The sequence below is a fragment of the Parasphingomonas puruogangriensis genome, assembly GCF_036663635.1.
GTDB lineage: Bacteria > Pseudomonadota > Alphaproteobacteria > Sphingomonadales > Sphingomonadaceae > Sphingomonas.
Window position 1 is genome coordinate 19628 of record NZ_JAXOJI010000003.1, and the last position, 25569, is coordinate 45196.

Annotated in this window: 28 protein-coding genes and 1 tRNA gene; 5 read left to right on the forward strand and 24 right to left on the reverse strand. The window is 64.4% G+C overall.

The window, feature by feature from the left end; all coding sequences use genetic code 11:
* Positions 1-191: 191 nt before the first annotated feature.
* From U1739_RS08720 to U1739_RS08795, 17 genes are all read right to left on the reverse strand, one after another.
* The gene (locus U1739_RS08720) at positions 192-1142 is read right to left on the reverse strand and encodes a hypothetical protein (protein WP_332706688.1); all 951 of its coding nucleotides are present in this window, start codon (positions 1140-1142) and stop codon (positions 192-194) included.
* A gap of 192 nt (positions 1143-1334) precedes the next feature.
* On the reverse strand, positions 1335-2240 hold the full coding sequence (locus U1739_RS08725; protein WP_332706691.1) for a hypothetical protein: 906 nt from the start codon (positions 2238-2240) through the stop codon (positions 1335-1337).
* Positions 2240-2452 carry a helix-turn-helix domain-containing protein gene (locus tag U1739_RS21160; RefSeq protein WP_443025524.1) on the reverse strand — a complete coding sequence of 71 codons (213 nt, stop codon included), beginning with the start codon at positions 2450-2452 and terminating at the stop codon, positions 2240-2242. The genes U1739_RS08725 and U1739_RS21160 overlap by 1 nt, the downstream gene beginning before the upstream one ends.
* 92 nt (positions 2453-2544) lie before the next feature.
* A complete protein-coding gene (locus U1739_RS08730; RefSeq protein ID WP_332706694.1) occupies positions 2545-3288 on the reverse strand; it encodes a hypothetical protein in 744 nt (247 codons plus the stop codon).
* 184 nt (positions 3289-3472) lie between these two features.
* Positions 3473-3549, reverse strand: a tRNA-Arg gene (locus U1739_RS08735).
* Positions 3550-3597: 48 nt separating this feature from the next.
* The gene (locus U1739_RS08740) at positions 3598-3978 is read right to left on the reverse strand and encodes a hypothetical protein (protein WP_332706697.1); all 381 of its coding nucleotides are present in this window, start codon (positions 3976-3978) and stop codon (positions 3598-3600) included.
* Positions 3971-4642, reverse strand: coding sequence for an endonuclease III (gene nth / locus U1739_RS08745; protein ID WP_332706700.1), 672 nt, complete (start codon positions 4640-4642; stop codon positions 3971-3973). Before nth ends, U1739_RS08740 begins: the two co-directional genes overlap by 8 nt.
* Positions 4639-5367 (reverse strand): 4-hydroxy-tetrahydrodipicolinate reductase, encoded by a 729-nt coding sequence (dapB, locus tag U1739_RS08750; protein WP_332706703.1) that lies wholly within the window; start codon positions 5365-5367, stop codon positions 4639-4641. The genes nth and dapB overlap by 4 nt, the downstream gene beginning before the upstream one ends.
* A 141-nt stretch (positions 5368-5508) precedes the next feature.
* Entirely contained in the window at positions 5509-6570 is a 1062-nt protein-coding gene (locus U1739_RS08755; RefSeq protein WP_332706706.1) for a potassium channel family protein, read from the reverse strand.
* A 239-nt stretch (positions 6571-6809) separates the two neighbouring features.
* Positions 6810-7838, reverse strand: coding sequence for a sensor histidine kinase (locus tag U1739_RS08760; RefSeq protein ID WP_332706709.1), 1029 nt, complete (start codon positions 7836-7838; stop codon positions 6810-6812).
* A complete protein-coding gene (locus tag U1739_RS08765) occupies positions 7835-8281 on the reverse strand; it encodes a response regulator (RefSeq protein ID WP_332706711.1) in 447 nt (148 codons plus the stop codon). The genes U1739_RS08760 and U1739_RS08765 overlap by 4 nt, the downstream gene beginning before the upstream one ends.
* Positions 8278-9789, reverse strand: a complete 1512-nt coding sequence (locus U1739_RS08770) for a sensor histidine kinase (protein WP_332706714.1) — start codon at positions 9787-9789, stop codon at positions 8278-8280. Before U1739_RS08770 ends, U1739_RS08765 begins: the two co-directional genes overlap by 4 nt.
* Before the next feature lie 57 nt (positions 9790-9846).
* On the reverse strand, positions 9847-10617 hold the full coding sequence (locus tag U1739_RS08775; RefSeq protein ID WP_332706717.1) for a 3'-5' exonuclease: 771 nt from the start codon (positions 10615-10617) through the stop codon (positions 9847-9849).
* A gap of 51 nt (positions 10618-10668) precedes the next feature.
* Positions 10669-11415, reverse strand: a complete 747-nt coding sequence (locus U1739_RS08780) for a hypothetical protein (protein WP_332706720.1) — start codon at positions 11413-11415, stop codon at positions 10669-10671.
* Between the two features lie 104 nt (positions 11416-11519).
* Positions 11520-12902: a phosphoglucomutase/phosphomannomutase PgmG gene (gene pgmG, locus U1739_RS08785; protein WP_332706723.1), complete on the reverse strand. Its 1383-nt coding sequence runs from the start codon at positions 12900-12902 to the stop codon at positions 11520-11522.
* A 72-nt stretch (positions 12903-12974) separates the two neighbouring features.
* A complete protein-coding gene (locus U1739_RS08790) occupies positions 12975-13223 on the reverse strand; it encodes a DnaJ domain-containing protein (RefSeq protein ID WP_332706727.1) in 249 nt (82 codons plus the stop codon).
* Positions 13223-14035 (reverse strand): division plane positioning ATPase MipZ, encoded by an 813-nt coding sequence (locus U1739_RS08795; RefSeq protein WP_332706730.1) that lies wholly within the window; start codon positions 14033-14035, stop codon positions 13223-13225. The genes U1739_RS08790 and U1739_RS08795 overlap by 1 nt, the downstream gene beginning before the upstream one ends.
* 82 nt (positions 14036-14117) lie before the next feature.
* Between U1739_RS08795 and panC the strand changes: the two genes are divergently transcribed.
* Positions 14118-14966, forward strand: coding sequence for a pantoate--beta-alanine ligase (panC, locus tag U1739_RS08800; RefSeq protein ID WP_332706733.1), 849 nt, complete (start codon positions 14118-14120; stop codon positions 14964-14966).
* 73 nt (positions 14967-15039) lie between these two features.
* Positions 15040-15336 (forward strand): hypothetical protein, encoded by a 297-nt coding sequence (locus U1739_RS08805; protein WP_332706736.1) that lies wholly within the window; start codon positions 15040-15042, stop codon positions 15334-15336.
* A gap of 162 nt (positions 15337-15498) precedes the next feature.
* Here the strand turns inward: U1739_RS08805 and topA are convergent, their stop codons facing one another.
* The 3 genes from topA to plsY all read right to left on the reverse strand — a co-directional run bounded on the left by topA (position 15499) and on the right by plsY (position 19926).
* The gene (gene topA, locus U1739_RS08810; RefSeq protein WP_332706739.1) at positions 15499-18090 is read right to left on the reverse strand and encodes a type I DNA topoisomerase; all 2592 of its coding nucleotides are present in this window, start codon (positions 18088-18090) and stop codon (positions 15499-15501) included.
* A gap of 107 nt (positions 18091-18197) precedes the next feature.
* Positions 18198-19316, reverse strand: a complete 1119-nt coding sequence (gene dprA, locus U1739_RS08815) for a DNA-processing protein DprA (RefSeq protein WP_332706742.1) — start codon at positions 19314-19316, stop codon at positions 18198-18200.
* Complete coding sequence (plsY, locus tag U1739_RS08820; RefSeq protein WP_443025525.1) at positions 19309-19926, reverse strand: glycerol-3-phosphate 1-O-acyltransferase PlsY; 618 nt, start codon at positions 19924-19926, stop codon at positions 19309-19311. Before plsY ends, dprA begins: the two co-directional genes overlap by 8 nt.
* A gap of 128 nt (positions 19927-20054) precedes the next feature.
* On the opposite strand from plsY, the gene murI reads away from it, so the two are divergent.
* Entirely contained in the window at positions 20055-20849 is a 795-nt protein-coding gene (gene murI, locus U1739_RS08825; protein ID WP_332706748.1) for a glutamate racemase, read from the forward strand.
* Here the strand turns inward: murI and U1739_RS08830 are convergent.
* The gene (locus U1739_RS08830) at positions 20846-21013 is read right to left on the reverse strand and encodes a hypothetical protein (protein ID WP_332706751.1); all 168 of its coding nucleotides are present in this window, start codon (positions 21011-21013) and stop codon (positions 20846-20848) included. The genes murI and U1739_RS08830 overlap by 4 nt on opposite strands.
* Positions 21014-21208: 195 nt before the next feature.
* Here U1739_RS08830 and hemA point away from each other — a divergent pair, with 195 nt between their 5' ends.
* Both hemA and U1739_RS08840 read left to right on the forward strand, forming a co-directional pair.
* On the forward strand, positions 21209-22453 hold the full coding sequence (hemA, locus tag U1739_RS08835) for a 5-aminolevulinate synthase (protein ID WP_332706754.1): 1245 nt from the start codon (positions 21209-21211) through the stop codon (positions 22451-22453).
* Positions 22453-22881, forward strand: a complete 429-nt coding sequence (locus tag U1739_RS08840; protein ID WP_332706757.1) for a DUF695 domain-containing protein — start codon at positions 22453-22455, stop codon at positions 22879-22881. Before hemA ends, U1739_RS08840 begins: the two co-directional genes overlap by 1 nt.
* 21 nt (positions 22882-22902) lie before the next feature.
* On the opposite strand, the gene U1739_RS08845 is transcribed toward U1739_RS08840, so the two are convergent.
* From U1739_RS08845 to motA, 3 genes are all read right to left on the reverse strand, one after another.
* A complete protein-coding gene (locus tag U1739_RS08845) occupies positions 22903-23439 on the reverse strand; it encodes a Uma2 family endonuclease (protein ID WP_332706759.1) in 537 nt (178 codons plus the stop codon).
* Between the two features lie 67 nt (positions 23440-23506).
* Positions 23507-24412, reverse strand: a complete 906-nt coding sequence (locus tag U1739_RS08850; RefSeq protein ID WP_332706762.1) for a flagellar motor protein MotB — start codon at positions 24410-24412, stop codon at positions 23507-23509.
* Between the two features lie 232 nt (positions 24413-24644).
* The gene (motA, locus tag U1739_RS08855) at positions 24645-25508 is read right to left on the reverse strand and encodes a flagellar motor stator protein MotA (protein WP_332706765.1); all 864 of its coding nucleotides are present in this window, start codon (positions 25506-25508) and stop codon (positions 24645-24647) included.
* Positions 25509-25569 lie beyond the last annotated feature (61 nt).

A 25569-nucleotide genomic window follows, 5' to 3' on the forward strand; every position in this document is an offset into this window, starting at 1 on the left:
GCGGCAGATGTCGACCGCGAAGACGACCATGCTCCCGGCAACGGCATCTCAGAAACCTCTTGCAACCAACGCGATTAGACGACGAACGGCCGTTTTCGAAAAGCGACCCAACGCAGCTGAACGTCTAGTTTTGGGTCATTAAGTTCCCGGGTGGCCGCAACCTTCATCAGCAGCCACCCGGGACCAGTTGATTAGCGAGTAACGATTTTAGGCATCGCGAAGCGCGATAGCCGTATCCGCGGCATGAATTCGCACCAGAAGTGCTCCACCCATTCAATCTGCTCCGCGCGGTCCCCTCGCTGTGTAGTCAGTTCCAGTCGCCGGTGAACTTCGCTCAATGCTGCACGCCGCATTTCGACGCCCGCGCCGCTGGAGAAGCAAAGGCGATCCTGCTGCATCTGGCTGAGCAGCTGGTACATACGCAAATATCGCACATAGCGATCGCCCGCCTCTGACTCGTGGAGGTTGGTGTGACCGGTTTCGGGGTTGTGGTACACGGTCTTCGTTCGCACTGGCGGGCGGTACGGATAGACAACAACCCGCTCTAGATCGGCCTGTGTTGCACGCACTCGCTGCACCAGTACCGGCACGCAGCCCGACACCCCCGCCGTCAGCCGAGCATTATAGCTGGCCGCTATGCGTTGAGCCTGGGCGAAGATGCCGTGGCCCCACACGGTGGCATGAACGTGGGGGCTGATGACCTTACCGCCGAGCGGGTGAACGCGGTTGGCAAACACGGCTAGCTCAGCACCGGCGACCCAATCGGGTGAAATGGCGTACAGGATTTCACGGGCCTCGTCGGTCATAGCCTTGATCAACAGGGTGGTATTTTCGTCTGAAGTTTCGAACGCATCGTTGATTATGGTGACGTGTAGAAAATGCAGATCTTGAGACCTTTTCGCGATATCAAAAACCTGGCTCGACAAATCCAGCGCAAAGGGCAGACGCTCAACGTTGTTGCTGGCCAGGAATGCGGTGAGGCCAGGATCCCTGCCGTCCATGACATTAATAGCTTCGGTATCGTCTGCTGTGAGCACAACACTTTTCAACGCCATATCCCTTTTACGTCTGAAAATACGCGCTTCATTTATGAATATTTCACGAACCCCGAGGGGGCGGTTGATTTGGGAAAACTTTGACATGGGGATTACCTTGGATTGGTACCCCAGCGCTATCGGCACACCCCATCAACCCGTGTATGAGCCTAATGCCCATTGGGTGGTGCATACTACAATATTGCCGGGGTGTTATGGCAGGATTTGCTTCTGTGCAGCCGCAATTGTGTGACACTACAGTAAGTGCGCCCCGGTCTTTTATGACCAGGGCTACACCTGCTAAATGATCACAAATGGTGGTTTGGTGCGCCCGTGCGCGTGCGCATCGGTCCAGAAAAGGTCGACCAAATCATCACGATTGACCGAGTTTTCAGCTTTCTTTGCGGCTCGCGCCCGGCTTGCCGGCTTCGTCACGGCAATGCGCAAAATGACGTCCCCGTCGCCCGCGCCAAAAAAAGCTCTGCCAGCCGGGAGCAGGGCTTCGAGCTGAAATTGGCACAAGTGGCGAGCCGCGACACTACTTCGCCACGTAGGATGTTTCATATTCTTGGCCAGATCTGCACATGCCCGGCGAACGATGGCGGGCGCGTCCATGAATTGCCGGACCATCGTGGCAACGTCCTCAGGACGCGACGCCTCCGTCCACGTCGGACGTAGCTCGGGCCGCGGACCGAGTGGCTGAGCGCTCGATCTGCCAATAGGACCTTGGGCGCTCCCCGGGCGATGGTTGGCATCATGGCGGGGCAAGACCAAGGTGACCAACACTGGCCAGATGGCGAACGCATCTTCGTCGGCGCTCGCCAACGCGCATGCTACCACGATCCTACTAATGGAATGCGGGCGCAGTATCTTGAGCTTCGCGAAGTGCTTGCTCAGTGCCTTGGTGTCCAACCGACCTGTAGAAGAACCGCTTTCGGTGGCTGCATCGGTCCGGAATTCAAGACCAATGTTCCCGACGCCGATATTTTCGCTCCGACTGATCTGATCAGTGATCGCGTTCTCGATGTCTGCCAACACACGTACGTCCGCAAGCGAGGCGAACGTCGTGCGAGACTGCCCCTCTCCTCGAAGATTGCGATATACGCTATGCAGGTTGGGGCTTGGCAGCAAAACCTCATCGAGCAGCTTGAGCGACGCGGGCGGCGAAATGCCGGATGCGAGCGGACGCGTTGTTTGCGAAACCATTAGCAAACCTCCCCGTCATGTGCGCCACCGAGCAACGCATCGATGCTCGCGAGAGATACGAACCGCTTCCGTCCCACGGTGAAGCTAGTAAGCATACCTCCGGCGAACCATTTGTAAGCCGTAGAGCGAGAGATACCGCAAAGGGCGCAACATTCCTTTACAGTCACGGTGCGCCGCGACGGTAGGCTGACGCCAATCTTCTTTTCCAACATAAGTACGTTCCTGCATAAACCTGATCGTGATTGACCAGGGCTATGCGGTGGGCTCCTCAGGAGGCACCCGCACGGATCAACGCCGGACGGGTTTAGGCTTTTTTGGAAACAACTCGGGATATCGCATCGAACAACAACGCATCTGCATCAATCTCGACGCCATCGAGATCAAAATATTGATGCAAATTAATGGGGCTGTCTGTTTGCACGAATATATCGTACAGGATCTTGGTATCATAGCGTATTCTACGCTCCTCCAAGCTGTTGTCATCCCTACCGCTAATGGACGCGGTGATGGCGCCAACAAAATCCTTATACTTCGGAAACGAACTTTGGTTTAATTTACCGGTCTTCGACCAAGCGATAACTGTAATAGCAAATTTCAACCATCCATCGCTCTTTCGAGATCTACCAACGGGAACATCTATAGACTTAAAATAGAATTTCTTGCTGAGGAAGTTGCGAAAATCCTTTTCATTTATCTGGATATTGGTAATAACTTCCCAGAAGCCAGGAGATTCGGGGGATAATCCGATGAGATAATCCGAGCCTGATACGCCCCAAGCCAAGTCAAACTCAATATGCGAATAACGAGGGTTCTTAACTCTAGATCTAACGCTAAAGGGGGTGCCTGGCCGACTAAGGCTTTTTCGCACAACAAAATCTGTGTCGTCCATCGACTGTTCGATAAGTTGGCTCTCTCCGCTAAATCCGACATAACCATCGCGTATAGCGTGCACAACAATTTGCTCGGGATCGGCGCCTTCCGGTGCGCCATTGCTGACGACTGCAAGAGCGTCGGGATAGCTTAGCCATCGGCTCTTTGCGACGGTCATTGTTGATACTCCAAATGCGACCCGCCCCCCCGTGCTCGACGAATCAATACACATTTGCTTATCAAACCGAGGCATCCTCCCGCAATTCGACCGCTTGTGCGCGCATGTTTGCGGTAATACGGCATCGTATTATTCGACGAATATTTGATAAGCGATACCGGGCATCGCTTAAGTCATTGAAAAGTGGTGCACCCGACTGGATTCGAACCAGTGGCCTCTGCCTTCGGAGGGCAGCGCTCTATCCAGCTGAGCTACGGGTGCCGATGCAATTGAAGCGCGTAGCAAAGCCGTGCGCCGCGCGCCAGTCGTTTAACGCCGTGCCTTCTTCGCCAGCGTCACCGGCTGGAACTGGCCAAGCCCGCAGCTGGCGCCGCGGCGGGCGCCGGGCGACTGCAATACGGTGATGATGTCGGTCGAACATAATTGGCTGAGCGACGTCTGGTAGGCGAAGCTTTCCTCGAAGCCGAGCCCCGGGCAGCTGTTGGGCAGCGTATTGCGATAGACTTTCCGGCCGTTCATCTCGAAATCGATGACATTATCATTGCGGACATGGCTCTGCCGGATGCTGCGCAGCGGGATGCAGCTGACCGGCTTGCCCGCCGGCGTGGCGGTGGGCAGGTCGCGGCGATCGCGCGCGGCGCCGGGCGCGGCGGCGGCGATGACCAACAGGGCGAGCAGGGTCTTATACATCCTTGGTCTCCTGATTCGCGGCGCTCTTCGGCGCCGCTGTCTTGGGCTTGAACGCACAGAGATCGCGGACGATGCATCGCCAGCATTCCGGCGTACGCGCCTTGCAGACATAGCGGCCGTGCAGGATCAGCCAGTGATGCGCATGGACGCGGAACGGTTGCGGCGTGACCTTGTCGAGCACCAATTCGACCGCCAGCGGCGTCTTGCCACGCGCCAGGCCGGTGCGGTTGCCGACGCGGAAGATGTGTGTGTCGACCGCGAACGTTTCCTGCGCGAAGGCGACGTTGAGTACCACGTTGGCGGTCTTGCGGCCGACGCCGGGGAGGCGTTCGAGCGCGGCGCGATCGCCTGGGACGACCCCGCCGAATTCGTCGACCAGCAGGTGCGACAGCGCGATCACGTTCTTGGCCTTGGTGTTGAAAAGGCCGATCGTCTTGATGTGCTGCTTGAGGCCATCCTCGCCCAATGCGATCATCTTCTCCGGCGTATCGACCGTGGCGAACAAGGCGCGGGTGGCCTTGTTGACGCCGATATCGGTCGATTGCGCGGACAGCGCGACGGCGACGACCAATTGGAACGGATTGCCGTAAGCAAGCTCGGTTTCGGGATGGGGATCGTGTTCGGCCAGGCGGCGGTAGAATTCGAAGATATCCGCCTTCTTCACAGGCCGAGCACTTCCCCCATCGTGTAGCGGCCGGCCGGCTTGCCGACCAGCCACAGGGCTGCGGTGATCGCGCCCTTGGCGAAGATCGCCCGATCCTCGGCGCGGTGGCCGATCTCGATCCGCTCGCCAGTGCCGGCGAACACCACTTGATGATCGCCGGCGACCGAGCCGCCGCGCAGGCTCGCGAAACCGATCGTGCCTTCGCTTCGTGCGCCGGTCAGCCCGGCGCGGTCGGACACGCGGCTTTCGGCCAAGGTCGTCTGGCGCCCCGCCGCCGCCGCGTCGCCGAGCAGCAGTGCGGTGCCGGAGGGGGCATCGACCTTGTGGCGGTGGTGCATCTCGACGATCTCGATATCCCAGTCGGCGCCAAGCGCAGCGGCGGCCTCGCGCACCAGCTTGGCGAGCAAGGTAACGCCCAGCGAGACGTTGCCGGTCTGCAGCACGGCGATATCGGTGGCGGCGGCATCGATCAGCGCATGGTGCGTGGGGGCAAGGCCGGTGGTGCCGATGACGATCGGCGTGCCGGTCAGCCGCGCGGCCGCCAGCGTCGTTTCCAGCGCGGAGGGAGCGGAGAAATCGACCAGCACATCGGCTTCATGGGCAAGCCGGGCAGGATCGCCGCCGGCATCGATCCCGCCGACCAGGGTGGCGCCCATATCGGGAATGACCGCGGCGAGCGCCTGCCCCATCCGTCCGGCGCTGCCGATGATGCCGATTTTGGTCATAAGAGATGCGGTCCGAACTGCTAAGGTTAGTCTAAGGTCAGGCCTGGCACGGTGCCCGCCCGGCCGGCCTCGGGGGTCAGCGCGGGCTGGTCGCCAGGTCCGATCGTGCTGCCATAAAAGGCGTCTCGTCGCACAGTGTTTTTACGCCGCCGCCAGCGGGCGATCGCCTGTCGGTTCGTCGCGCGGCACGATTTCGACCAGGGCATCGCCGGCCTGCAGCGCCATGGCCTCATGCTCCCAGAAACCGTGGCACGCGCCGTTGCGATAGAGCCGGACGCCGAGACCCGTGGTCAGCGCGGACAGCGGCTTGCCGATTTCGTCGGGCGCGACCAGGCGCTCGTGCAGCGAGACACGACCGTCCGCCGCCGCGAGATCGGCCATATAATCGGCGATGTGCGGCCCGTGGGTCGAGCCGGCGAGCAGCAAGCCGGCAAAGCTGGCCGGGTTGATCACCGTATCGGCGCCGGCCTGGCGCGCCAGCGGCTCGTTATCCGCCGATCGGATGATCACGCTGATCGGCACGTGCGGCGCGACGCGGCACGCGGTAAGCACGATCAGGATCGAGGTATCGTCGCGCCCGGCGGTGACGATCACCGCCTTGGCGCGGGCCAGCCGCACCGCCTCGAGCGTCGCATTGCGCGTGGCATCGGCCTGGATCACGGTGACGCCGCAATCCTTGGCCAGTTCGAGCGCGGCCTGGCTGTCGTCGATCACCACGATCGAGCCGGGCGCGGCGCCGCGGCGGATCAGCTCGTTGACCGCCTCCGTGCCGCTGGTGCCATAGCCGATCACGACGATATGGCCGGTAAGTTTCTCTTGGATCGCCGTCATGCGCCATTTCTCCCACACCCGCTTGAGCAGGAAATCATAGGCCGTGCCAAGGAAGATCAGCCACACGAACAGCCGGATCGGCGTGACCAGGAAGCTGTCGATCAACCGCGCCTGCGTGCTCACCGGTACGATATCGCCATACCCTACCGAGGTGATGGTGATGATGGTGAAATAGACCACGTCGGGAAAGGTGATGGACCCGTCGCTATTGTCGCGCAGGCCGGCACGATCGAACCAGAAGATGGCCAGCGCCACGCCGATCAGGGCAAAGGCCAGGCCGACGCGTAGCAGCAGCGACAGCCAGGGCGGCGTGCTGCTCTTGCGGTGCAGCGTCAGGCTATGGTCGGGACGAGGGCGGCGGCGGCGAAACATGGGCGGGGTGTAGCGGGAATGCGCGGCGTGCGTCACCCAGGATGTGGTTGGCGATTATACCGCTGGCTCGACCATATGCTTTCCCGTTCTCCCGCGAAAGCGGGAGCCCAGGGCCAAGCGACGGCACTTGTGGCTCTGGGCCCCCGCTTTCGCGGGGGAACATGTAGGGATATTTTGCGGGGAACAGCGAAGAGATACCTAAGGGCATAGGTACCCAGCCCGTCCGGGGCGAGAGGCGCCTAGAGCGCCGCCCGCAGCACGGCACGGACGCCGTTATGCCCGGAATCATATTCGACGATCGACTGCAGGCTCTGCGCCATCGCGCGGATCAGCTTGGTGCCAAGGCCGGTGCCGCGCGGCACTGCGCCGGGCACCATGCCGATGCCGTCATCCTCCACCGCGAGCACGAAATGCCCGTCGCCATCCTGGTTGAGCGCCACGCGCACTTCGCCGCCGCGCGCGGGATAGGCATATTTGCAGGCGTTGCTGACCAGTTCGGTGACGATCACGCCGAGCGACACGGCGCGATCGGTATTGAGGCGGATCGGCTCGGCGCTGAGCGACAGGGTGCGCGGGGCATCGGGCGTCGACCAGGTCTCGCCGAGTTCGGCGACCAACGCGCCGAGATATTCCTGCATGTCGACATTCTCGACCTGGTTCGACGTGTAGAGCCGGCGATGGACCTGCGCGATCGCGGCGATGCGGCGCTGCGTATCGGCCAGTGCATCGCGTGCCGCGCCGTCGGCGAGCACGCCGGCCTGCATGCCGACCATCGCCGAGACCAATTGCAGGCTGTTGGCGACCCGGTGATTCACTTCGCTGAGCAAGGCGGCGAGCCGCGCATTGCTGGCGCGCAACTGCTCCTCCGCCGCGGCCTTGTCGCGTTCGAGCACGGCGCGCGCGATCACCTGTTCGAACGCGCTGGCCAGCAGATCGAAGAAGTCCTCCCCGACTGTCTTGACGACATAATCGGCGGCGCCGGCCTTGAGCGCGGCGACCGCGATACGGCCTTCCTCGGATCCGGTAACGTAGACGACCGGTGGGATCGCGGGCAGCGTGCGCAGTTGCGCGAGCGTCTCCAACCCATCCATTCCCGGCATGTAATGGTCGACCGCGATCAGATCGAACGGTTCGGCCGCGGCCAGCGCGCAGCCCTGCACACCGCCCTCGGCCAGCGTTACCGCATAGCCACGTCGGGCGAGCGACTTCGCCGCCAACCGGCGCAGCCCCGCATCGTCGTCGATATACAGAACGCGCGGCTGGTTCACCCCTGGCCCTCGAGATCGGGCACCTGGATGACCGAGAGGAACAGGCCGAGCTGGCGGATCGCCTGGGCGAAGCTTTCGTAATTGACCGGCTTGGTGATGTAGACGTTGCAGCCCAGATCGTAGCAGCGCTGGATCTCGACCTTGTCGTCGGTGGTGGTGAGCACGACGACCGGCGTACGCTTGAGCGAGGGCTCGCTCTTGATCTTGGCCAGGATATCCGTGCCGCTCATGTCGGGCAGGTTGAGATCGAGCAGCACCAAGGCGGGACCGTTGAGCGCCGGGCCGTCGCTGTGATGGAACAGATAATCCAGCGCGCTGGTGCCGTCTGTGAAATGGGTGATCTCGTTCATGATCCCGGCGCGACGGATATTCTTCTCGATCAGACGGGCATGGCCTTCGTCATCCTCGATCATCACGATACTGACGGAACGATGGTCGGTCATGGCTTACCCTCTAGTTCGTGAAGCGTTACCGGCAGGTTTAGCCGAAACGTCGCGCCCTTGCCCAGTTCCGAGCTGACGTCGATGACGCCGCCCAGCCGATAGGCCAATGCGCGGACATGCGCGAGCCCGATCCCTTCGCCGGGCTGATCCTGATTACCCGCGCGGCGGAACAGATCGAACACGCGGGTGTGATCGGCCGGCCCGATGCCGCGCCCGTTATCCTCGATTTCGAAGCTGACGCGGGCTCCGGTGCGCTGCCCGCGCACGACGATCAACCCGGGCCGGCCGGGCTGGAGATATTTGACCGCGTTTTCGATCAGATTGGAGAAGATCTGTTCGATCGCCAGCCGATCGGTGACCAGATCGGGCAATGTGCCCTCGATGCTGAGCGTCGCGCCTTTATCGTCGATCAGATGCTGCAGCGAGCGGCCGATCGTATCGACCAGCAGATCCATATCGACCGAGCTTGGCGCCAGCACGCGGCGCCCCTCGCGCGACAATTTGAGGATCGCGTTGATCAGCCGGTCCATCTTCTGGGTCGAGGTGCGGATGAAGCCGATCGCCTCGGGCAGATCCTCGCGCGCGGCCAGCCGGGCCTCGTCGGAAACGATTTGCGGCGCGTCGCGCTCGGCTCGGTCGATCAGCTCGCTGATCGCCGCGGTCGCGGTGTCCAGTTCGGCGGTGAAGCCCATCACGTTGACCAGCGGGCTGCGCAGATCGTGGCTGACGATATAGGCGAAGCGCTGGATCTCGTCATTGGCGCGGCTGAGATCGGCGGTACGCGCATCGACCTGTTCTTCCAGGCTGTCGGCGAAATCGCGCAGCGCATCGCGCGACGCGCCCAGATCGCGCGTATAGCGCAGGATCGTGGCCAGCGAGGCGAGCGCGGCCATCGCGACGAACACGCCGGCCAGCGCCAGCGTGATATAGAACAAGCGGATATTTTCCTGCTGTTCGGCATCGCGCGTGACCAGCAGCTGCTTCTCGCGATCGCGCATTGCCGCGGCGATGGCGCGCAGCTTCATCATCCGCCGAGGCAGCGATTCGGTGGCGAATTCCGCCAGCGCCTGATCGACGCGGCCCGACCGCGCCAGGGCCAGCGTCATGTCACGCCGCGCCTTGAGGTCGGCAAATCTCGCCTTGAACTCGGCAATCGCGAGCTGTTGAGTCGGATTGTCGATGGTCAGTTGTTGCAGTCGATCGAAGGCCGGTGCGATCTTGGTCGACACGTCTTGATAGGTATCGAGATAGGGTTGCTGCCGCGTCAGCAGATAGCCGCGCCGGCTGGTTTCACCGCGTTCGATCAGCACGCTCACTTCGCCGATCGCCAGTTCCACCTGATAGGTGTGATTGACCCAACGGGTGTGATCCTGATTGCGCGAGGTAAGCCAGGCGGCGCCGACGCCGGCGGCGATCAGCGCAAGGAAGCCCAGCACCATGCAGACGATCAGGAATTGTCGGGCAAGACTCTCGCGCACGCCGAAGCGGCTTACTAATGTTGGCACCATTGCCGGCCTGTTACGCATCGGCAACGACAAATGCCAGCGGGGCGATGTTGAGCGACATCAATCGTCCCAGGACAGGCTGCCTTGCGGGCTTTGCCGCCCGACCAGCCCACCGCCGCGGCGCCGCGCCAGTTCGGTCTCGGCGGTGTAGCGCACATCGATATCGCGATCGCCGAGGAATTTGGTCAGGCTATCATCGTCTATCTCCTGCCACGCCTTGCCGCGGTCCGGGCCGAAGCGCACGCGGGGCAAGAGGCCGGGAATGTTCGACCATTCGATCAACTGCTTGAGGCTCGATTCGTTGAGCATGTCGCGCAGGTGGAAGGCAGTGACATAGGCATCGGGGAAAGCGCGATGTGCGGGCAGGCCGCGGTCATGCTGGATGCCGTGCGGTTTGCGCCAATAGCGCAGCACCTGGTTGGAGAAGCTGGGCGAATCCGGCCACAGGCGGAGCGCGCATTTCCACGTGCAGATCCAGTCGGCGCCGCGGGTCAACGCTGGCGTGCAATATTGCTGTTCGAAATCGGCGCGGTGCGCGGCCAGCGCGATGCGGCGCGGATAGGGATCGAGCACGGGCCGCGCGACGTCCTGCCAGAACGGCGCGTCGGCGACCTGTTCGTCGAGGATATGGTGGATCGCCTGGGTGATCGGCGGGATCGGCCGGCCGGGATTGACGTAACGCTGCCCGCCTTCGCCGTGCAACTCCCAGCGCCCGTCCGGCCCGAGCGCCACATCCTGCCAGCCGATCTCGCACACGCCGTGCGCGGGCGGCGCTTGGCCCGTCGTTTCGAGATCGACGACGCGGATGATCGAGGGTTGCGGTGGAGGCATTGCCTTAAGTGGCGGTTTCGCTTGCCAAATGCCAGCCCCTCATCGGCGCCCTCAACCCCGCTTGGTCGGCACCCCGGCGATGATGTCGAAGCGGATGCGCACCCAGGCGCCGATCACCGGCCGGCCGCCGATGCGCGGCGGCAGCACGCGGAACTGCCATGCCGCCTGGCGCATCGCACGCGCAATGCCCGAACCCAGCGGCGATTCCCCGAGCGAGCGGCAATTCTCCACGCGGTTGCCCGGGATCGTGCGGCACGCGACGAGGCCATAGCCTTCGCGCTGGTTCACGCCCTGCATGTAGAAGGCCATTTCCGCGCGGGTTGGCTCGCGTTCCCATTCGGCATCGTACATACGCTCGCCGCCCGGGCCTTCGCCGGGGCCGTAGACCGATCCGCTATCCTTGCCCTTGGCCGCACCGCTCTCGCCGCCGCCGCGCTGCGGCAGATTGGAGATGTCCGCTGCCTGGAACAGTTCGCGCCCGCCGATCAGCACCGGGGTGGGCGGGGCAGGGGGGACGGGTGGCGCCTTGGCCGGTTGCGGTACCGGCGCGCGGCCCGGCGCGCCGCTCGAACTGGCGGTCTTCTTCTTCTCGACTTCGACCGCCTTGGGGCCGGGGGTCGGCACCGGCTTGGGCACGTCGAACATCGAGAAGGATTTGGGTTCGCTCTTGTCCTCGGGGACAAATTTCGGCGCCATCGTGAGCATCACGATCAGGACGAGCAGATGCGCGACGACGGCCAAGACGAGCGCGATCGTGCGGCGCCGCTTCGACGAGGATTGATAGGACGCCGCGGGCATGACTTGCGCCTAGACCGCCGGCTTGTGCGCTGCAACGAGAAGTGCTGACACAATGTGTCGCAAAGCGATCCTTCCCCAGCGGCGGCCGGGGAAGGGGAATCAGCTCAATGCGCCGCCTGTTCGCCGCGCACCAGGCCACTGGCTGCGAGTTGCTCGTCGATCATCGCCAGCAGCCGATCGAGCGCCGCCTGGTCCTTGGCCTCGGCGCGGGCGACCAGCACATCCTGCGTGTTCGAGGCGCGCAGCAGCCACCAGCCGTCGGGCGTGTTGACGCGCGCACCGTCAGTGCGGTTGACGTCGGCGCCGGAGGCTTCGAGCCGCTCGAGCACTTCGTCGATCACCGCGAACTTGCGGCTCTCATCGACCTGGAAGCGCATTTCCGGCGTGTTGACCAGCGCCGGCATCTCGCCGCGCAATTCGGTCATCGACTTGCCGATCATGTGCACCGCGCGGATCAGCCGCACCGCAGCGTACTGCGCGTCGTCGAAGCCGTAATATTCGTGCGCGAAGAAGATGTGGCCGCTCATCTCGCCCGCAAGCGGCGCGTGCGTTTCCTTCATCTTGGTCTTGATCAGCGAGTGGCCGGTTTTCCACATCAGCGGCTCGCCGCCGAGTTCGGCGATACGGTCGTAGAGCATCTGCGACGCCTTGACGTCGGCGATGATCGTCGCGCCGGGCAGTTCCTTCAGTACCGGTACCGCCAGAATGGACAGAAGCTGATCGCCCCAGATCACCCGGCCCTGGCCGTCGATCGCGCCGATCCGGTCGCCATCGCCATCGAAAGCCAGTCCGAAATCGAGCTGCTTCTCGGCGACGAGACGCTTGAGATCGGCGAGGTTCTTTTCCTCGGTAGGATCGGGATGATGGTTGGGAAAATCGCCGTCGACATCGGTGAACAGCAGATGATGCTCACCCGGCAGGAGCTTGACGAGCTTCTCGATCACCGGGCCGGACGCGCCGTTGCCGGCATCCCAGCCGATCTTGAAGGTACCACCGGCATAGCCGGCAAGCAGGCGGCCGACATAATCGTCCTCGATATCGGCGCTGCTGACCGTGCCTTCGCCCTCTTCCCAGTCGCCGGCTTCGGCCAGCCGCGCCAGATCCTGGATGTCGTCGCCGAAAAACGGCAGGTGCTGCAATACCATCTTGAAGCCGTTATACTCGGCGGGATTGTGGCTGCCGGTTATCTGGATGCCGCCATCCACTTCTAGGATCGCTTCGGCATAATAGAGCATCGGCGTCGGCCCCATGCCGATCCGCACCACATCGACGCCGCCGGCGGTAAGCCCCGCGACCAACGCCGCTTCGAGATCCTTGGACGAATGCCGCCCGTCATAGCCGACCGCCACGCGCGTGCCGCCGACACGGCGCACGCGCGTGGCGAAGCCGCGGCCGATCGCGGTGGCGTCGGCCGTGCCCAGGGTTTTGCCGACGATGCCGCGGATGTCGTATTCACGCAGGGACGTGGGATCGAAACGGTGCGTCATCGGGGCTCCTAAGGTTTGGTCTGATGGCTTAATCGGCGAGCGGGCTATTGGTTCACTGACGGCGTGGACGCACTACCGCTTGAGCAACGTATCCCGTGCGGCGTTGATCCGGCGGGTGAGATCGGCGGAGCCGCCCTTGTCGGGATGCACCGCGCTGACCAGCCGGCGATGCGCCGCGCGCACTTCCTCCGCATCGGCGGTGGCGCCGACGCCCAGGATCGAGCGCGCCTCGGTCTCGTTCAGCCGCTCGGTCTTGGTCGTGCGGCGCAGCAACAGCCAGCCGGCCAACAGGATCAACGCGACAAGGAGGATTTTCGACATCAGGCGGCGAACAGCGGCAGGTTGGCGTTGTGCTGCGTCGGTTCGGGCAACGCCAGCGCGGCCATCATCTCGCGCAGCTCTTGCCGTGCGGCGACATGGCTCAGCCCCATCCCGCCGAATTCGCCGGCGTCGAGCATGGTCAGCCCCTTGGGGAACAGCTCGCGGTAAATCACCCGCTCGCCCAGGCCCGGAATGATGCGGAAGCCGACCCGCTTGGACAGCTGATCGAGCGCTTCGGACACGCGGCGCATGTTGCGCGCCTCGATATGCTGAACGCGGTTTCTGAGCACGACCCAGTCGATCGTCGAACCATCGGTCTTGGCGCGGGTCTTGCGCGCGTCCCAGATCAGTTCGGCATAGAAGCTCGGCCGTGTCACCTTGTAGGTATCGGGATCGACCTGGCCGATCAGGTCGAAATCGACGAAACTGTCGTTCATCGGGGTGACCAACGTGTCGCCGCGCTCGGCGGCGAGCCGCGCGAAGCGGTCGTCGCGGCCCGGCGTGTCGATCACCAGGAAGTCGGCACCCTCGGACAGCGAGGCGAACACGTCCTCGAAGCGCTCGAGCGTCTCGCCGTCATGCGTAGCGTGGCGCGGGATCGGCAGTTCGCGCCCGGTGCGCTTCTGCGTCTCGGCGCGATTGTCGAGGTAGCGCCCCATAGTGCGCTGGCGATGATCGAGATCGAACGCTGCGACGCGGGCGCCGCGGGCCTGCAGCGCGATCGCCACGTGCACCGCAGTGGTCGATTTGCCCGTGCCGCCCTTTTCGTTGGCGAAGACGATGATGTGTGGCTTTTGCGCAACCGTAGACACGTCGCAAACATTCCTCTGGTTGCTTGGTTGAGATGCCCCCCATAGAAGGCCCGACCGATCCTTTACCGAAGGCCATCCCCGCGTGCAAACCATCCGTCAGCTCGAACTGCTCCGCAGCGGGATCGCCGATCTCCGCCGCGACGGCAGTCGCATCGCGCTGGTCCCCACGATGGGCGCGCTGCACGCCGGGCATATCGCGTTGATCGAGGCGGCCAAGCGCCCAGGCACGCGCGTGGTGGCGTCGATCTTCGTCAATCCCAAGCAATTCGGCCCGAACGAGGATCTCAGCCGCTATCCGCGCAAGGAGCTGGCCGACACCAGGATGCTGAGCGAGGCGGGCTGCGACCTGCTGTGGATGCCGCCGGTGGAGATCATGTACCCGGCCGGCTTCGCCACCAACGTCTCGGTCGCCGGCGTCAGCGACGGGCTCGACGGCGAGTCGCGCCCGGGCCATTTCGACGGCGTCGCGACGGTGGTGACCAAATTGTTCAACCAGGTCCGCCCCGACGTCGCCTATTTCGGCGAAAAAGATTTCCAGCAGCTCGCCGTGATCCGCCGCATGGTCGCCGATCTCGACATGGGAATCGAGATTACCGGCGTGCCGACGCAGCGCGAGGATGACGGGCTGGCGCTGTCCTCACGCAACATCTATCTCGACGAGAGCGAGCGGGCCAAGGCGGTCGCCCTGCCGCGCGCGCTGGGCGTCGCGGCCCGCGCGATCCACAAGGGCGACGATGTCGACAGCGCCCTGGCCGCCGCCCGCGAGTCGCTGCTCGCCGCCGGTTTCACCATCGACTATGTCGAACTGGTCGATGCCGAGACGCTGGCGGCGCCCGATGCAACCCGCCCCCGCCGCCTGGTCGCAGCCGCCCGGCTCGGCCTGACGCGACTGATCGACAATCTCGCGGTCGGGCCCGTCGAACAAGGCTAATCGCCGTTAACCATTTATTGATCCCGCCTTGTCATGGTCGGATCAACAAGAATGGTTAACAGGGGTTAAGGGCATGGGCAGCAGCCTGAAAAGCACACAGTTCCTGATCGACAGCCGCATGGCGGATGCCGCGCGGGGCAATATCGACGCTTATTACGATCTCGGCATGGCCTATTCGAGCGGCGCATCCGGGGTGCATATCGACCTGATCGAAGCGCACAAATGGTTCAACCTCGCCGCCGTCGCCGGCAGCGAAGAGGCCCAAGCGTGCCGGTCCGAAATTGCCGAGGATATGAGCGCGCGCGAGATTGCGGCGGCGCAGGCTGCGGCGCGGGCGTGGATGCGCGGCACGGAACGGCGCGCGGCGTAATCTTATTCCTCCCCCAACGGGGGAGGGGGACCATTTGCTTCTTCAGCAAATGGTGGAGGGGTAGGCAAGCCGAGGCACCTCTCGTGGCTACCCCTCCACCACCCGGCTGAAGAAGCCGGGTGGTCCCCCTCCCCCTTTGGGGGGAGGAATGAGAGCTACCACCTATTCCGCTGCCACCGCCTTCTTTACCGCCGGCTTCTTGGCCGCCACTTTCTTCGCCGGCGCTGCGCCATCGGCCGCTTTAGGCGCGGCCTTCTTCACCGCCGCCTTCTTGGCCGGGGCCTTCTTCTTTTTCTTCGCCGGCGCCGCCGCAGCGCGCGCGTCGATCAGTTGGACCGCTTCTTCCAGCGTCAGCGCATCCTTCTCGATCGATTTGGGCAGGGTCGCATTGGTCTCGCCATCGGTGACATAGGCGCCGTAGCGCCCTTCCATCAGCTTGATCTCCGCTTCGCTGCCGGGATGATTGCCCAGCACCTTGAGCGGCGCCTGCGCGCCCCGCTGCGGCCGCCCGCCACCGGCCGCCGCTTCGGCCAATTTGACCACGGCAGCATTCATGCCCGTCTCGAACACATCCGCAGTCGAGGTCAGCCGGGCATATTTGCCGGCATGCGCAAGATAGGGCCCGTAGCGCCCGATCGACGCGGTGATCGGCTCGCCGCTTTCGGGATGCGTGCCGACGGTGCGCGGCAGCGCCAGCAGCTTGAGCGCCCATTCCAGATCGAGCTCGCCGGGCAGATCCTTGGGGATCGAGGCGCGCTTGGCCTCCTTACCCTCGCCGAGCTGGATATACGGCCCGAACCGCCCCGATTTGCGCTCGACCGGCAAGCCGGTCTCGGGATCGTTGCCCAACGTCTCCGGCCCGCTATCGGCGCCGTCCTCGCCGCCCGGCTGGCCGAAGCGCCTTGTATATTTGCATTCGGGATAGTTGGAGCATGCGACGAACGCGCCGAACTTGCCGCCGCGCAGCGCCAACCGGCCCTCGCCGCAATTCGGGCAGAGCCGCGCATCGCCGCCATCGGCCTGCGCCGGGAACAGATACGGCTCGAGAAAGATGTCGAGCTCGGCCGTCACTTCCGACGGCTTCTGCTCCATCACTTCGGTGGTGCGCGGTTTGAAATCCTGCCAGAACGCCGCCAGCACGGCCTGCCACTCGGCGCGCCCGCCTGACACTTCGTCAAGCTCGTCCTCGAGCCCGGCGGTAAAGTCATAGCCGACATATTTCTCGAAGAAGCGCTCAAGAAACGCGGTCACCAGCCGGCCGCTCTCCTCGGCGAAGAAGCGGTTCTTCTCCACGCGGACATAGGCGCGGTCCTTCAGCGTCTTGATGATCGAGGCATAGGTCGACGGCCGGCCGATGCCGAGCTCTTCCATGCGCTTGACCAGGCTGGCCTCGGAAAAACGCGGCGGCGGCTGGGTGAAATGCTGCTCGGCATGAACCGCCTTCTTGGCCGGCGCGTCGCCCTCGCGCAGCCGCGGCAGGCGCTTGGCATCCTCGTCCTGGCTGTCGTCGCTGCCCTCTTCGTACAATGCCAGATAGCCCGGGAACAACACCACCTGGCCGGTCGCGCGCAAGCCCGTATGCCCGCTGCCATCGAGCAGCTCGACCGTGGTCCGCTCCATCCGTGCGCTGGCCATCTGGCTGGCCAAAGCGCGCTTCCAGATCAGGTCGTACAGCCGCGCGAAATCGCCGGCGCCGACCTTGTCCTTGCCGAAATCGGTCGGGCGGATCGCCTCATGCGCTTCCTGCGCATTCTTGGCCTTGGTGGTGTAGACGCGTGGCTTGTCCGGCACGTAGCTCGCGTCGTAGCGATTGGCGACGGCAAGCCGCGCGGCGGAGATGGCGCTCGAATCCATCTGCACGCCGTCGGTGCGCATATAGGTGATCGAGCCGTCCTCGTAGAGCCCCTGCGCGATGCGCATCGTGTGATCGGCCGAGAAACCGAGTTTCCGCGAGGCCTCTTGCTGCAGGGTCGAGGTGGTGAAAGGCGGCGGCGGGTTGCGCGAGGCGGGCTTGGTCTCGACCGTCTGAACGCTGAACCGGCCTTCCTCGACGGCGGCCTTGGCGCGCAACGCCGTGCCTTCCTCGCCGATCGACAGGCGGTCGAGCTTCTTGCCCTCGAACGTCACCAGGCGCGCCTGGAACGGCGTGCCGTCCTGCTCGAGATCGGCGATCACCGACCAATATTCCTGCGCGCGGAAGGCCTCGATCTCGCGCTCGCGGCTGACGATCAGGCGCAGCGACACCGATTGCACGCGGCCCGCCGATTTGGCGCCGGGCAGCTTGCGCCACAGCACCGGCGAGAGCGTGAAGCCGACGAGATAATCGAGCGCGCGGCGCGCCCGATAAGCGTCGATCAGATCGTCGTCCAATTCGCGCGGATGCTTCATCGCCTCGGTCACCGTCGCCTTGGTGATGGCGTTGAAGGTGACGCGCTGGACGTCCTTGGGCAGCGCCTTCCGCGCGCGCAGCACTTCCTGCACATGCCAGCTGATCGCCTCGCCCTCGCGATCCGGATCGGTCGCCAGGATCAGGCGATCGGCGGTCTTGGCGAGATCGGTGATCGCCTTCAGCTGCTTCGATTTATCGGCGTAATTTTCCCATTCCATCGCGAAGCCTGCGTCGGGATTGACCGAACCGTCCTTGGGCGGCAGGTCGCGGACATGGCCGTAGGAGGCCAGCACGCGGTAATCCGAACCGAGATATTTCTCGATGGTCTTGGCCTTGGCGGGCGATTCGACGATGACAAGCTGCATGGGGAGAAAACGTCCTTCACGTGTACGCGCGAGGATGGAGAGCGGAATCGGGCCGCGTCAAGCGCCGGTCGATCCGTCCTCCCGCTCCCGGCGCGGGTCGGCGCTCGCTAGTCTGCTCGCAGCCCAGGGTAAAGCGTGCTCGCGCCGCCGAGCGCGACGCGCCCGCCGGCATGCCGCTCCAACCGCCCGGCCAGTTCCAGTTCGAGCAGCACGGTCTGCACGATCGCCGGGGCCAGGCCGGATTGGCGGATCAGCTCGTCCACCGCGACCGGCACCGGGCCGAGCAGCGACAGCAGGTCGCGCCGCTCTCCGTCGCTGGCGTCTTCGGGCCGGGCGCCGTCAAACCCCACGCCGGGCGCGCGCACCATGCGCGTGTCGATCGGGCGGATCGTTTCCAGCACGTCGGCGGCCGATTGGATCAGGGTCGCGCCCTCGCGGATCAGCCCGTTACAGCCTTGCGCACGCGGGTCGAGCGGCGATCCCGGCACCGCCATCACCTCGCGCCCCGCTTCGCCGGCCAGCCGCGCGGTGATCAGCGAGCCGGATCGCGGCGCTGCCTCCACCACCACCGTGCCCACCGCCAGCCCGGCGATGATGCGGTTGCGATAGGGAAAGTGGCGCGCGCGCGGCTCGATGCCCGGCGGTTGTTCGGCGATCAGCAGCCCTTCGCTGGCGATGCGTTCCTGCAGCTCGGCATTCTCCGGCGGATAGGCCACGTCCAGCCCACCGGCGATCACCCCGATCGTGCCGCCCGCCAAGGCCCCGACATGCGCCGCGGTATCCACGCCGCGGGCTAGGCCGGAGACCACGGCAATGCCGTCCTCGGCCAGCTGATAGGCCAGTTGCCGTGCGAACCGACATGCCGCGGCGGAGGCGTTGCGTGCTCCGACCATGGCCACGGCGGTGCGCTGCAGCAACGCCGCCTGCCCGCGCAGCGTCAATGCCGGCGGCGCATCGTCGAGTTCGGCCAGCAACGGTGGATAAGCGGGATCGTCGATGAACAGGTGGCGCCCGCCCAATCTGGCCACCTTGGCCAGTTCGCGCTCGGCCAGCCCGGCGTCCGCCACCTGCGGCGCCCGCCCGCCGCCGCGCTGCGCGAGCCCCGGCAGCGCCTCGATCGCGGCCGCGGCGTCGCCGAAGCGCCGGATCAATTGACGATAGGTGATCGGGCCGATCTGCGCCGTACGGATCAACCGCAAGCGCGCGATCGGGCCCGCCTCAGCCATGCTTGCGCCCGAGCCGTGGTTCGGTGCCGGCGAACAACCGCTCGATATTCTCGCGATGCTTCCACAGCACGAGCAGGCCCAAAGCGAGCAGCAGGAAGACCATGTCGAACCGGGCAAAATAGGCCGCGCTGACCGGCGCGCTGATCGCCGCCGCGATGCCCGCCACGGAGGAGATGCGCAACGTCGCCAGCAACCCCAGCCAGACCACCGCATAGACCAGCGCGCACGGCCAGTGCAGCGCCAGCAGGATGCCCATCAGGGTCGCCACGCCCTTGCCGCCGTGAAACTTGAGCCACACGGGATAGAGATGGCCGACGAACGCCGCCGCTGCAGCGAACATTGCGGTGCCGGGGAACAGCCACGCGCTGAGCAGCACCGCCGCCCAGCCCTTGGCGCCATCGAGCAGCAAGGTCGCCGCCGCTAGCCCCTTGCGCCCGGTGCGCAGCACGTTGGTCGCGCCGATATTGCCCGAACCGATCGTGCGCAGATCGCCCGCGCCGCCCAGCCGGGTGAGAATCACCCCGAACGGGATCGAGCCGAGCAGATAGCCCAGCACGATGGCCGCAACGGGCGCGATCCAAAGTGTTTCGGTGTGCAAGTTCATCCCCATGGCCCCGTTATGTTCGCCTATAGCCGACAGCGGCGTGCAGTGCCAACGATCTGTCGCTCTGGCCCTCTCCCGCGAGCGGGAGAGGGTTTCGCTTGGCACTTTCGCTCCACTCTCTACATAGCCCGGCAATGGACACCCGCCCGATCCTGTTCTTCGATTCCGGCGTCGGCGGCCTCTCCGTGCTTGGCGCGACTCGGGCGCTGCTGCCGACCGCGCCGTTCGTCTACGCCGCCGATTCCGCCGGTTTCCCCTACGGCACCAAGAGCGAAGCCGAGATCGCCGTTCGTGTCCCTGCCTTGCTCGGCCGGCTCGCCGAACGCTATCGCCCGCGGCTGATCGTGATCGCCTGCAACACTGCCTCGACCATCGCTTTGGCCGATGTTCGTGCGGCGCTCGATCTGCCGGTGGTCGGCACCGTGCCCGCGATCAAGCCGGCCGGGGAAATCAGCCGCAGCCGGGTGATCGGCGTGCTCGGCACCGACGCGACGGTGCGCCAGCCTTATGTCGACGATCTCGCCGCCCGCTTCGCCGGCGATTGCCTGGTGCTGCGGCATGGCTCGGCCGAACTGGTGCGGCTGGCCGAGGCCAAATTGCACGGCCATGCCACCGATCCGGCGCGTTACGCCGCGATCCTGGACGGGCTGTTCGGGCAAGCGGGCGGCGAGCGGATCGACACGATCGTCAACGCCTGCACGCATTTCCCGCTGGTCGCCGACGAGCTCGCTGCCGCGGCGCCGGCCGGCGTGCGGTTCGTCGATGGCAGTGCCGGCATCGCGCGCCGAGTCGCGTATTTGACGACGGATCAGACATGGCCGGGCGAAGCGGGGCAGGGCATTGCCGTGTTTACCCGCAGCGATGCCGATAGCGCTGCGCTGACGCCCGCACTGGCGCGATTCGGCATCGATCGGCTCGAGTCGCTTTAGGCCGGTTCCGGTTCGCGGCTCAGTTCGGCATAGCGCCGGGCCAATTCCTGATGCGCGATGCGCGCCGCGGGATCGGTCACACGGGCTAACAGCGCCCGTTCCTGCGCCTCGCGGCGGGCGAAATAGCTGGTCCCGGTAGCGTCGTTCCTCGGACGGTTGGTCACTGGATTTTCCCTGGCTGCAAAGCGGGACCGCGAACCCTCTCTCGGTCGTGGACCTGCTTTGACAGCGATCGTCCACGATGGACTCGGCATAGCAGATCCGCCCCGATTCGGCACTTGATTTGGGACAAGTATGGTTCCTTGGAATCGCTGGGAAATCGCTGGAAATCTTGCCGCTGGCGGGTTAGGGCGCTGGCCATGAACGCGGACCTCAAGGCCGTGCGCGGAGTCGACTATTCGCGCATTTTCACCCAGGCGATCGATCGCCTGCATGTCGAGGGCCGCTATCGCGTGTTCATCGATATCCTGCGCAACAAGGGCGCGTTCCCCAACGCGCGCTGTTTTGCTGGGCATAACGGCCCCAAGCCGATCACCGTATGGTGCTCGAACGACTATCTCGCCATGGGGCAACATCCCGATGTGATCGCGGCGATGGAAGAGGCGCTGCACGATGTCGGCGCCGGTTCGGGCGGCACCCGCAACATCGGTGGAAACACCCACTATCACGTTGATCTCGAAGCCGAACTTGCCGATCTCCACGGCAAGGAAGGGGCCTTGTTGTTCACCAGCGGCTACGTCTCCAATGAGGCAACGTTGGCAACTTTGGCCAAGGTCCTGCCCGGCTGCATCATCTTCTCCGATGAACTCAACCACGCCTCGATGATTGCGGGCATCCGCAATTCCGGCTGCGAGAAGCACGTCTTCCGCCACAACGACGTCGCGCATCTCGAGGAACTGCTCGCCGCCGCCGATCCCGCCGCGCCGAAGCTGATCGCCTTCGAAAGCGTCTATTCGATGGACGGGGACGTCGCGCCGATCGCGGCGATCTGCGATCTCGCCGATCAGTATAATGCGCTGACCTATCTCGACGAAGTCCATGCCGTCGGCATGTACGGCACGCGCGGCGGCGGCATTTCCGAGCGCGACGGTGTCGCCGAGCGGCTGACGATCATCGAAGGCACGCTGGGCAAGGCGATCGGCGTGATGGGCGGCTATATCAGCGCCGACCAGACGATCATCGACGTGATCCGCAGCTATGCGCCGGGCTTTATCTTCACCACCAGCCTGTCGCCAGTGCTGGTCGCCGGCGCGCTGGCCAGCATCCGCCACCTCAAGGCCTCGAGCGAAGAACGTGACGGGCAGCAGGCGGCGGCGGCGATGCTGAAGAGCATGTTTGCCGAGGCCGGGCTGCCGGTGATGGATTCGACCACGCATATCGTGCCGCTGATGGTCGGCGATCCCGTCAAGGCGAAGAAGATCAGCGATGTCCTGCTTGCCGAATACGGTGTGTACGTCCAGCCGATCAATTACCCGACCGTGCCACGCGGCACGGAGCGGCTGCGCTTCACGCCCGGCCCCGCGCATACCGAAGCGATGATGCGCGAGCTGACCGGCGCGCTGGTCGAAATCTGGAGCCGGCTGGAACTGCGCCGGGCCGCCTGATGCCCAAGCGCAACGCTGCCGATTGGACGCTCGCGCAAGGCAAAGCGGGCGGCAACAACACGATCATTCGCGCGCTGGCTCGCGTGCCGCTGGTCGAGCAGCGCCAGGCGCGCCCGGTGCTGGTGACGATCACCTGGGCCTATGACGGCGAAGCGACCGCCGGCATGCCGTCGCGTGCCATCTATGATCGCATGGAGGGCTTCGAGGAGGTGCTGTTCGGCGCGCTCGACGAAGAGGATTGGGCGACCGAAGCGGCGGCGATCACCGGCAACGACGCGCGGCAATGGCGCTTCTACGCCGCCGATGCGGAGGATTTCGAAGCGCGCTTCAGCGCGGCCTTCACCGGCCATGCACTGTATCCGATCGAACTGGAAGCAGTGCCGGATCCCGACTGGCAGGGCCTGCGTGAAGTGCAGCCCAAAGCCTGACGGACGGCGATCGGCGCGTCGTCAGACGATGACGATGATCTGATTTGTACCGGGCACGGCAAGCGGATCGCCGAACCGCACGGTGTGCGCGGCGGCGTACTGACCGCCGATGGGATCGGCGAAGACGTGCACCACCGACCGGTCGCCATCGACCACCCAATAATTGGGTATGTCAGCGGCGGCATAATCGTTGCGTTTTGGCCCGAGATCGCGAACGATCGAGCTTTCCGCAATTTCGATCGCCAGGACGATTTCCTCGGCGCGCAACAAGCGGTTGGTGTCGGGAAGCGCCAGCACGATGCCGACATCGAACCCGCGGACGGTATCGCGGCCCAAATCGATCCCGGTATCGCTGAACACTTGTAAGGTCGTCTCAGCGACGGCGGCCCATAACAGTGCCGACAATCGCGACTGCCGCCAGCCATGGCTGCTCATTGGGCGATTCATGCGCTGGAGCTCCCCCTCCACAAGTTCCACGTTCATGTCGTCAAAGGCACCAGCCTCATACATGCGAAGGAACTCCGCGGTGGTAAACCGCGCGCCGGCCTGCTGCGCCATGTCCAAACTCGCGACCCTGCTCATAGTGTACGGATTATCATGCGATTTGCTGCGTCGCGAGAAGAATTCAGTCCGCGAAGCGACCCGCGCGGTAGAGTAGGGTGATCGCCACACGACGGTTGCGCGGGTCGGACGGGTTGGCGGCGATCATCGGCTCGCGATCGGCGACGCCTTCGATCCGTTCGAAGCGCTTTTCGGGGATGCCGCCATGGAATAGCCGGCGGCGCGTCGCCTCGGCGCGGCTCGACGACAGGATCCAATTGTTCATCGCCAGCGGATCGCCATATGGCAGGCTGTCGGTATGGCCGCGGATCATGATCGGGTTGTCGGTGCCGGCGATCGATTCGGCGATCAGCCCGATCAGCGTCGAGGCTTGCGGATCAAGCTGCGTGGTGCCGAGCGCGAACATCGAATAATCGGCATCGTCGAGCAGGTCGATGCGCATGCCGTCGCGCGTGCGCATGAAGCGGACGTGCTTGCCGAGCTTGGCGAGCTTGGCACTGGCCTTGATCTCGCCCTCGATGCGGCGGCGCATCTTCTCGAAATTCCGTTGGTCTTCGGCGCCCAACCGCGCCTTGTTCTTGAGCGACCCCTTTTGCCCGGTGCCGACCGACGTCCCCCCGGTGGAATCGGCCGGGATGGTCATCGATCGGGTGCCGGTCTGCGCCGCTTTGTGCGCGTAATTGTCCTTGTCGATGATCGACGAGCCGCCGAACAGACCGTCCGAGCCGGCGCTGTTCTGCTTGAAATCGACCAGGGTGGGCGCGAAATAATCGGCCAGCGCCTTGCGCTGCTTCTCGTTGGTCGCGCCGAGCAGCCACATCAGCAGGAAGAACGCCATCATCGCGGTGACGAAATCGGCATAGGCGACTTTCCACGCGCCGCCGTGATGCCTGCCATGTGCCTCGATATAGATCTTCTTGTAGATGATCTTGGGCGGCTGATTGCTGCCATGCGGCGCGCGGGCGGCCATCAGACGGTCCGAGAGATGGTTTCACGCGAAGGCGCGAAGACGCGAAGGGAAGGGTTCGCGCAGAGGCGCGGCGGACGCGGAGAGTTGGCTCCCAATCGCGCCAGCGATCCTCCAAAACCATTGGTTAGCATAGAGTGCGCTATCGCGCGGCAAAACGCCGTTGCGTCCTCCGCGCCTCTGCGCGAAAAAAGCTTCTTCGTGCCTTCGCGCCTTCGCGTGAAATCCTCCACGCTCACCGTCCGCGCAACCCGTCGAACACTTCGGCAAAACCCGGCTGGTTCGAGTGCGCGATGCCGGAACGCGCGGCTTCGATCACCAAAGGCTGCGGGTGGCCGTGCAGCGAAGCGATGATGATCTGCTTGACGACGTGGTATATCGCGGCATCGGCATCGATCACCTGCTTCAAACGATTGGCGAGCGGCGCGACGATGCCATAGGCGAGTAGCACGCCCATGAACGTGCCGACCAAGGCCGAGCCGATCATCGCGCCGAGGATCGCCGGGGGCTTGTCGATCGAGCCCATCGTCTTGACCACGCCGAGCACGGCGGCGACGATGCCGAGCGCCGGTAGCGCGTCGGCAAGCGAGGCCAGCGTGCCGTGCGGGCTTTCCACTTCGTGATGGTGCGTCTTGATCATGTTATCCATCACGTCCTCGACGGCATGGACGTCGAGCGTGCCGGAGGAGACGACGACCAGGCGCAGCGTATCGGCGATCAGATTGACCAAGGTGTGATCGGCGAGAAGCCGGGGATATTCGGCGAAGATGGCGGAGGAAGCGGGATCCTCGACATGCGGCTCGACCGCGATCGGTCCTTCGGTGCGCAGCATCTTCATCAGCTTGGAGACGAGGAAGATCGTGTCGAGATAATCCTGTTTTTTGTATTTCGGGCCCTTGAACACCTTGCTCAGGCCCGAGCCCAGGGCCTTTAGCTCCTTGCCCGAATTGCCGATGATCAGCGCGCCCACCGCGGCGCCGCCGATGATCAGCATTTCGTGCGGAATCGCTTCCATCACCGGGCCGAGCGCACCGCCGGTGATGGCGAATCCGCCGAAGATCATCACGAGCAGGACGACGAGGCCGATGACCGGAAACATGGTGTGTGGAAATTCCCCTTGGGCCCGCGGGCCGTGATGTGCAGCGTTAACCGGACTTCGT